The sequence below is a fragment of the Sulfitobacter sp. genome (assembly GCF_041552635.1).
GTDB lineage: Bacteria > Pseudomonadota > Alphaproteobacteria > Rhodobacterales > Rhodobacteraceae > Sulfitobacter.
Genome location: NZ_JBFEKM010000029.1, coordinates 19,891 through 28,705 on the forward strand (window position 1 = coordinate 19,891; position 8,815 = coordinate 28,705).

At 57.5% G+C, this 8,815-nt stretch carries 5 protein-coding genes and 1 pseudogene; 3 read left to right on the forward strand and 3 right to left on the reverse strand.

The genetic code is table 11. The annotated features are described in order from the left end of the window. Window positions 1-33: 33 nt before the first annotated feature. Window positions 34-2,934: a hypothetical protein gene (locus tag ABYT07_RS05275; protein WP_372989958.1), complete on the reverse strand. Its 2,901-nt coding sequence runs from the start codon at window positions 2,932-2,934 to the stop codon at window positions 34-36. 229 nt (window positions 2,935-3,163) lie between these two features. Between ABYT07_RS05275 and ABYT07_RS05280 the strand changes: the two genes are divergently transcribed. Then, window positions 3,164-3,862 carry an SIMPL domain-containing protein gene (locus ABYT07_RS05280; protein WP_372989959.1) on the forward strand — a complete coding sequence of 233 codons (699 nt, stop codon included), beginning with the start codon at window positions 3,164-3,166 and terminating at the stop codon, window positions 3,860-3,862. 87 nt (window positions 3,863-3,949) lie between these two features. Here ABYT07_RS05280 and ABYT07_RS05285 read toward each other — a convergent pair whose 3' ends face one another. Then, window positions 3,950-5,242 (reverse strand): O-acetylhomoserine aminocarboxypropyltransferase/cysteine synthase family protein, encoded by a 1,293-nt coding sequence (locus ABYT07_RS05285; RefSeq protein ID WP_372989960.1) that lies wholly within the window; start codon window positions 5,240-5,242, stop codon window positions 3,950-3,952. A 76-nt stretch (window positions 5,243-5,318) separates the two neighbouring features. Next, window positions 5,319-6,323 (reverse strand): hypothetical protein, encoded by a 1,005-nt coding sequence (locus tag ABYT07_RS05290; RefSeq protein ID WP_372989961.1) that lies wholly within the window; start codon window positions 6,321-6,323, stop codon window positions 5,319-5,321. A 508-nt stretch (window positions 6,324-6,831) separates the two neighbouring features. Here ABYT07_RS05290 and ABYT07_RS05295 point away from each other — a divergent pair. Together ABYT07_RS05295 and ABYT07_RS05300 are read left to right on the forward strand one after the other, a co-directional pair. Then, the gene (locus tag ABYT07_RS05295; protein WP_372989962.1) at window positions 6,832-8,472 is read left to right on the forward strand and encodes a sulfotransferase; all 1,641 of its coding nucleotides are present in this window, start codon (window positions 6,832-6,834) and stop codon (window positions 8,470-8,472) included. 69 nt (window positions 8,473-8,541) lie between these two features. Then, window positions 8,542-8,815 (forward strand): annotated as a pseudogene (locus ABYT07_RS05300) (acetate kinase); the annotation flags it as partial.

Genomic DNA, 8,815 nt, shown 5'->3' on the forward strand with positions numbered 1-8,815 from the left:
GGTGGGGGCTGGCCCCCGAACACGGTTCCATCATCAGCCGCGCGGCATTTTCAACACGACATCCCGACCACGTTTGGTATAGCGCAATTCAGCATCGCCAATCGCTGACACACGGCCTCCGTCCAACTTGTCGCCAACGGCGACTTTCTGATAGCGCCCGTTGCTCAGCCGGATCAGGGCGCGGCGGCTCGATGGTTTGCCATACACCCCGATCAGATTGATATCCCGCAGCTTGATGGCATTCTTGACCGTCGCTTGTTTGGCCACGGACGTTTTTGACGGTGCAGATGGCTTCACGACGCGCGGCGCGACAGACGCGGCACTGGCCACCTGCACGGGCTCGGGCTCGGGCGCGGTTTGTTCTGCGCGCTTTACAATGCGGGCAAAGTTTTTTGGTCTTGTGTCAGGGCGCGGGGACGCCTTCACAGCAAAGGCTGTCGCATTGACGATCGTTTGCGGCGGGACGGTGGCGGCCACGACAGGCGAAGACACTGCCGCAAGCGACGCAGCCGCCGAAGCTGCCGCAGCGGCTACCTCGGGGGCGGGTACGGCCTCTGCGGCTTGTTGAATCGATGGTTGTCGCAATTGCGGCCGGATGCGGCCAAGCTCGGCGCGGGTCAGGCCGGACAGTTGCGATCTCTCGTTGCTCTCGACCAACCCTGTCGGACGGGGTTTGGGCCGGAACCCTGTCAATGCGACGCTTTCCGTCTCACTGACGGGTGCCGCGTCTGCGCGTGTTGGGCTTGCGGGCGGCAATGCTGGCGGCTGACCTGCGAAAACCAGCACTCCATCGGGATTTAGGGTGCCTTGCGGGCTGGGAGCGACCAGCCCGCGGGCATCCAGCGCGAATGTTGTGCCAGCCGCCGCAGGCGAGGCGGGATTAAAATCAAACGTATCGCCGCCATAAGAGGCCAGCGTTGGCAGGGCAATTGCATCACTTGCGGTGCTGATCGGGTCAATGCTGGTCAGATACAAATCATCCAGCGTAATCATTGCCGGTGCCACAGGTGTTTGGGGGGCTAGGGCCCAAATTCCGCTCGTGGCATATTTCGCCTCAAGCTCTTGCTGCGTCGCGTCGCGGGGTTGGGCCCGTTCGGGAACCCGCAACGCATCCAACACCGCGCCATCTTCATCGCTGAGCGTTGGATCAAGGGCTGCGACGACGGTCTGTTCGCCAGAGTTGGGATCGACGCCGGTCATACCCGTTTGTGCAGCAGCGCGGGACGCGCTGCCCTGATCAGGGGCCTGCGCGGGGGCAGAGGCAATCGCCCTGGTGTCGCGGGTACCAAAAATACGCGACAGCGACACCCGGTCGTCCATAAATACAGAAGCCCATGCCGCCACGCCTGCCAGAAAGACCAGCAGGGCCGCCGTCAGCAGCAGTCCCAAAAAGCGGGGCTTTCCCCCGATACCCGTCGATTTGCGCGCCCCGAAAACCGTCATTTTTTCAGCTTCGCTGCTGGTCTGCGGGACCTTGATGCCGGTGTCGGTGACGATGGCTGCCGTTGGGGGCAAGGGTTCGATCTTGCGCGGTTTACGGCGGCTTAAAAACGCAAGTTTTGAAGGCTTTACCTGCGCGGCAGAGACAAAGGCATCTGGCGTCGATGCCCTAAGCGAACTGCTATCGGGAACGGGTGCCGCGCTGCCCGTGGTCTGGAGCGCGGGGGCCGAAACGGTTGCTGCCGAGGGCGTTGTACGCGACGCGCCACCCACTGTCGGAGCAGGGGTTGTGCGGCGGCTTGTGAACGCTGTGGCTACCGGGGCGGCTGGAGCTGGCGTGCGCCCGGTGTCCTTGCCAGAAGGTGCCACCGCGGCAATGATGGTCTTGGGGGGCAGGTCCGGCTTTTTTTTCGCAGCTTTTGCGTCAGTGTCATTTTGCGCAGGGCTTTGGCCAGCCAGAGCGTCGGGCGCAGTTTCGCCAGATGCACCACCTTCGGGTGCACTGTCTTTATCTTCGAGTACACTGTCTTTTGCCAGACGATCTTCTGCTTGCGCATTTTGCGCAGCGCTCTCTCCCTCAGTTGGAGCATTTTCTTGAAACAGATCCGACTGGGGGTCTTCCCTTGGGGTAACGTTTTCCGGTCCTCGGTCCTCTTGGGGCATCTCTTTTGCGGTCAGGTGCGTCGTATCCTGCACTGAAATGATTGTGTCGGTGCTTTTTTCCTGTGCGGAAGCCGTTGCCAATTCGGTTTCAGCTGGGCGGTCTGCTTCATCCTTGGTCGCGGCTGGGTCGGGTAGCGCGACGGGAAGTAGGGGCGAGCCGGTTGTCGCGGTTTCTTTAACGGCAGGCATTTCGACGGTCGCGGTTCTAGCGGGGTCATCCGGCTGTTTCGGCAACGGAAGGGTTGCCTGTTCGGGACGTGCCTTGGCAGCTTCAACGGACGTCAGATCGTCCAGAACCACAACGGATTCATCATCAGGGTCAACCGCATCGCCTGCGTCCAATATGGTTTCGGCAGCATCGCTTGGTCCGAAAAATGGCTCTGCCCGAAAGGTGTGGGGCAGGGGAATTGCAACAAAACTGACCGGATGAAACCGGTGCTCGTTCGCGAAGGCTTCGGCCTCGGCCAGTGTTTCGCGGGCAACCGCAGCGATATGTGTTTGCGTGCCGTCACTGCTGATATCAAAGGCGAGATCATCAACCGCATAGGGTGTCGCGTTTTCCAACGCCGCACGTGCTGCCGCGCGCCGTTCAGCATCTGAATGATCCGGCGTGGAAATGGTCATGTATTTGATTTGATCATTCGGGATCAAAAGCTTGGTGCGGACGCCGCCGGGTTCAAGCGCAGCCGCTGTCTTGCGCAAAACAGCAAGCTCACCGCTTAAATCATCGCCGTCTACTGCGGCTTCGCCAATGACGCGCCATCCGCCAGATACACGGTGCAGAAGGCGAATGCCTTCAAAAGAAAGAGATAATGCAAAGTTTGGCTTCATGAGGACGCTTTTTGATAGGGCTGACGAGATCGGGACTTGGGCAGATCGAGAGTTGCACAATCAAGTGTTAACACGCAGATGCGCTACAAAACAGGCCAGCAACATCTGTCAAAATAATAGAGCAGTAGTTTGCTTATGGAAAGTGGGCTGGACACATCAGGGTTGCGGTGGCTGATTTGGGCCGCCAAACAGAACACAAGCGGATTATGCTTAACCAAAGGTTGAAAATATGAAATTTTTGAAAATTGCAGCGGTTGTTTGCGCGTCGTTTGCTACAGTTACAGTCGCACAAGAGGCCCCGAATGGAATCACGGTTTCGGGTCAGGGCGTCGTGGCGCTGGCCCCGGATATGGCCACGATCCGGCTTGGTGTGACCGAACGTGCAGAACTTGCGTCGGACGCGATGGCGCAAACCTCCGAAAAGGTCGCGGCGATTCTGGCGCAACTGGATGCGCTTGCGGTGGCGGGACTGGATCGGCAAACCAGCGGTCTGTACTTGCGCCCGGTTTATGACAACCGTCCGCGCGACGACAATGCACCACAGCAAGTGGTAGGTTACGAGGCGGGAAATACCGTCAGCGTTACCGTGCGCGACCTGACCAAGCTGGGGCCGCTTTTGGATGCGGTCATCGCCGAGGGTGCAAATGATTTCAATGGTTTGCAATTCGGCCTTCAAGACAATGCCGAAGCGCTGATTGCCGCACGCAAGGGGGCGGTCGCCGATGCAATGGCCCGTGCTGCGCAACTGGCTGACGCGGCTGGTGTTAAACTGGGGAACCTGGTGCGGATGTCAGAATCAAGTCAGGGTTTTATGCCAATGGAAATGAAGTCGGCGCAGATGCGCAGCATGGACATGCCGATTGCCACGGGCGAAATCGACGTGAGCGCCCAAGTCACACTGCAATTCGAGATCAAGCAGGCTGAGTAAGCCTTTGTCTTGAAAAAAAGCTTTTGAAACGGAAAACGCCCGGCAGATTGCAGTCTGCCGGGCGTTTTGTTTGAAGGGCTTGCGCGCTTAGCTGGTCGCCTTGGTCAGGGCCTGATCCAGATCGGAGATCAGATCATTTGCATCCTCTGTACCGATGGACACCCGCACCACATTGGCACCTGCACCGGCGGCCTCTTGCTGCTCAGCGCTGAGCTGGCGGTGGGTGGTCGAGGCGGAGTGAATGATCAGCGACCGCGTATCGCCCAGGTTGGCCACATGGCTAAAGATTTCCAGCGCGTTGACCAGTTTGACGCAGGCATCATAGCCGCCTTTGACCGCGAAAGTGAACAAGCCGCCAGCGCCTTTGGGGCAGACCGTTTTGACACGCTCAAAATAGGGCGAGGATTCGAGACCGGCATAGGTGACGTAATCAACACGGTCGTCATTCTCGAGCCACTGCGCGATCTTCATGGCGTTCTCGACGTGACGCTCCATCCGTAGGGATAGCGTTTCGGTCCCCATCAAGGTGTAATGTGCGGCTTGGGGGTTCATGGTCATCCCCAGATCGCGCAGACCGATGGCGATACCGTGGAAGGTAAAGGCCAGCGGGCCAAAGGTCTCGTGGAATTTGAGACCGTGATAGGCTGGCTCGGGTTGGCTGAGGGACGGAAATTTATCGTTGGCAGACCAGTCGAACTTGCCGGAATCCACGATGCAACCGCCTGTGACCGTGCCGTTGCCGGTCAGATATTTTGTGGTGGAATGAACCACCAGCGTGGCACCATGTTCAATCGGGCGGCACAGATATGGTGTGGCCGTGGTGTTGTCGATGATTAGGGGGATACCCGCCGCATCGGCCACATCGGCGATGGACCGCACGTCCATGATATAGCCGCCCGGGTTGGCAATCGCCTCGCCGAAAATCGCGCGGGTATCGTCATCAACGGCAGCTTTGACCGCTTCGACATCATCGAAATCGACGAATTTGCATGACCAGCCGAACCGTTTGATGGTCTGGCTGAACTGCGTGACGGTGCCGCCATAAAGGCGGGTAGACGCGATGATGTTCTTGCCCGGACCCATAAGCGGAAACAGCGCCATGATCTGCGCGGCGTGACCGGAGGAACAGCAAACAGCACCTACACCGCCCTCAAGCGTGGCAATGCGTTCTTGCAGAACAGCGACCGTGGGGTTGGTCAGGCGCGAGTAGATAAACCCGACCTCTTGCAGGTTAAACAGGGCGGCGGCATGGTCTGCGTCACGGAAAACATAGGCGGTGGTTTGGTAGATTGGCGTCTGGCGTGCGCCGGTTGCCGGATCGGGCTTGGCACCCGCGTGGATTTGCAGCGTGTCAAAGCCGTAGGTTGGGCCGTCTGTCATGATCTCTCTCCCTTGATATGTTGCGCTATGGATATGGGAACGGGGTTTGGGGCACAAGAGAATCCACCCCGCCCTGTTAGCGCATCCAATACCCGTTGGATTTAAGTTTGTTGCGGATCGCCTGTTCCTTGCGGGGCAGGTTGTCTTGATCAAACAGTGCCCGCGCCTTTTGACCGCGCCCCTGATAAACCATCCGCTTGATCGGCTCATAGCCCTTCAGGACTTTCTTGAGCTTGTTCGGTGCCGTTACCGTTTCCAGAATATCTACAGCAGCCTGGGGTTCGCGGGCATAAAGCAACGGCAAGAACCGATAATGACAACTTACTGTGCCATCAATCAGCCCTTCGGGCAGGGTGTCACGCCCGCCCCCTAACGCGTGGATGACCAGTGGCAGCGCGACTTGATCCAGCCAAGGATCAAAACTTTGGGCGCAGAGTTCGACCGGGGGGGTGTCACGGATCGCAAGTGCGTATTTCTCGAAAAGGGCACCGAATTCGTGAGGGCAGCGATAAAAGAAGAAGCCCGCGTTGAAATAGAGGTAGCGTTGCCAGTATTCGTCAGGCTGGCTTAGGTCGAGGCTGCTGTCGAAATCCAGCCCGAACTTGTCATAAAGCGATTTCCAAAGACCGGCATATTGCGGGCCGTAAAGCTGGGGCACAGGCCATGTATTCGTACGGCGCAGCGACGCCATGGGCCGGTCAAAATCAAATGGCACGGATGTGATATCGCCGGTGATCAGCGTATCGGTATCAAAAAAAACGAATGGTTCGCCCTTTGGCAGTGCATGCAGCATTTCGATCTTGTTGCCATAGGGATACGTGGCCCCGAAATGATTACTTTCAAAGGGAATAATCTCGGCCCCGAGCCCCTCGAGCGCATCGCGGATATCATCGCCTTTGATCGTTGGGTCATTGGGCCACAACGGCCCTGCTTGCGGTTCAGCAACCAGCAAGCGGCCCTGAAACGCAGGGCTTGAATGGCGCAAGGAGGCGGCGAAAAGCAAAGCCTCGTAAGCCAGTCGCCCCTGTTGGCCGACAATGACGATGTTAAAGGTGGGGGCGGGCGCTGCGTGTTGTGTCAAACTAGAGGCCTTGCAAATGTCTATGTATTTTAACTTTAACTATATAGGCAAACGGGGGCTCGCAAAAGGGACGTTTTGATAAACCGCGCGCCCTATCCCTGACCGGTGCTGCTGCGCCGCGCCTTGCACCAGTGTGAGGCCGGCAGACGCGCACGCGGCGCTGTAGGTGGTCAAGGGACCACTAGAACGGATAAGCACCGAAATACCGCAAAATTTTCCCGCGCCTGATACGACCTGGCGTCCGTCGTGTGACCGATTTCATCGGCGATTCCTTTGCGGTCAAGGGCGCAAGAACTACTCACCTTTTTGTTATTCTAATGCGCTTGTGCACCCGCATTGGGACTGTATGAGTATAATAATAATTCTACTCTCCCAAAATTACGAGAAGTCCGCACGTATGACTTATGAAAATGACGTGCAGGATGCACAGAGATTTCTGCAAGTTGGAAACTATAAACGCAGTTTGAAGGCCGCGCTTTCGGCGGTAAAAAAATCTCCGCGCTCAGCAATGGCCCCCAACATCGCTGGCATAGCAGCAAGCGCGAGCGGGCACCCGAGCGATGCGATCAAGTATTTTCAAAAAGCCATAGCGCTCAACCCGGATTTCGCCGACGCGCAAAAAAACCTCGCTCAAACCTTGATTGTTATTGGGCGTGCCGACACGGCTTTGGCGGGGTTGGTAAGGCTCTCCAAAAACACGCCGGACGATTGGAAGGTCTGGTATCTCAAGGCGCAGGCCGAACTTGCCTTGGGAAAAGAGAAAGACGGGCTTGGGTCCGTGCAGAGCGCTCTTGCCATCCAACCCGATACGCTTTCCGTGTATCATTTGCGAAGCCTCCTTAATCTCAGCCTAGGCCGTATCAAAGACGCGATAGATGATCTTTATGCTGTCTTGAACATCAATCCCGATGACGTGGTCGCCCTGACCAACCTTAGCCTCCCGCTTGCACGCCAGACGCGGTCCCAAGAGGCGCTGGATGTGGTTCAAAAGGCAGTAGAGCTTGACCCGAGCAATGTGGCGGCCCGTTACCGGCTGGCGACCCAGTTTGTGGAAATGGGCCAGTGGGACGAAGGTATCTTCCATTACAAGGCCATTCTGGAGTTTGAGCCGGATCATCCCGCAGCACTTGAGCAGCTGACACTGTTGTTGCCCAAGGCGCAGGTTGCTGCACTTGAACCAAAGATTCAGGCCGCGCTGAAAAAGGTGCCCAAGAATTCCGAGAACCGTGCATCGCTGTTTTACGCGCTGTCCGCGGCCCTGTCTGCGGCCGAAAAGACCGCAGATGCCGAGAAAACGCTGGGTCTTGCGAACAAGGAAATGGCCAATCTTTTGCGCTATGTTCCGGCTGCAGATGCAGATGTGACCCGCGCGATACTTGGCCGGTTTCCCACCGAATTGAAAATTGAGGGTGACACACCCGCAGGCCCCAGCCCGATTTTTGTGATCGGGCTGCCGCGCTCGGGCACGACTCTTGTTGAGGCTGTGTTGGGGGGCCATCCACACGTCACCCCTTTGGGAGAACGCGGCACCGCTGGGTTTTTGCTGAGGGACACCATCGAGCGGGACTTGCCTTTCACTGCGCTGGACGCCGCCGAAATGGTGCTTGAGGATCAGCGCCTGCTGCCAGACCTGCCAGAGGGGACCGTCGCCTATGTCGATAAAATGCCCGAAAACTACCGGCTGGTCGGCTTTCTAAAGCTGGCCTATCCGAATTGCCGCATCATCAACGTGCGTCGTGATCCAAGGGATATCGCGCTTTCGATGTGGAAATCGCACTTTTCGGGCACGGCGCTATCCTACACTTATGACTGGGATTGGATGGCTTTCAGGTTCAATCTTTATGCCCAATCAATGGCGCATTGGAAATCGGTGCTGCCAGCGCAGATCTTTGATGTTGATTACAAGGAACTGGTCAATGATGTAGAAGGCACAGGCCGCAGGATGGCGGAATTTTGTGACCTAGAGTGGCAGAGCGCGATGGCGCGTCCAGACCTGAGCGCGACACAAATTCTGACCCACAGTGCCACACAACTGCGGCGTCCGGTGCATACAGATTCCGTCGATAAATGGCGAAAACATACCGAGCTTCTGGCGCGCTTTGTCGATGGGTTGGACCGTAAGCTGTGGCATGACTATCTTAATGACTAGAGCGTTTTGCTTCCGAATCTGCTGATCGGTCTTGACCGTAGATTTAGAGGTCGATCCGCAGGATGGCCTATGGCTGCGGCACTTGGCGGCGTCGATGGCATCGTTCTGGCGGGCGGAATGGGCTCCCATGCGCCCGCGATCCGGGAAAGACTTGCGGCTGAACTTGGTTGGCTGGGCATCACGTTCAATGCGTTAGCGAACGCCCCGAGCAACACGGTGATCTGGAGCGAAAAAAGCGCGGCGTCCTTGTTGATGATCCCCATCGACGAGGGGGCCATTCTGGCACGCGATTCCGCCGGGCTGCTTGGAGCGGGCTGTTTCGAGAAGACCGATCATGTTATTC

Bases quoted from the DNA above. Each gene is read 5' to 3' on its own strand.
- ABYT07_RS05275 (WP_372989958.1), bottom strand. From the start codon at position 2,934: ATGAAGCCAAACTTTGCATTATCTCTTTCTTTTGAAGGCATTCGCCTT.
- ABYT07_RS05280 (WP_372989959.1), top strand. From the start codon at position 3,164: ATGAAATTTTTGAAAATTGCAGCGGTTGTTTGCGCGTCGTTTGCTACA.
- ABYT07_RS05285 (WP_372989960.1), bottom strand. From the start codon at position 5,242: ATGACAGACGGCCCAACCTACGGCTTTGACACGCTGCAAATCCACGCG.
- ABYT07_RS05295 (WP_372989962.1), top strand. From the start codon at position 6,832: ATGGCCCCCAACATCGCTGGCATAGCAGCAAGCGCGAGCGGGCACCCG.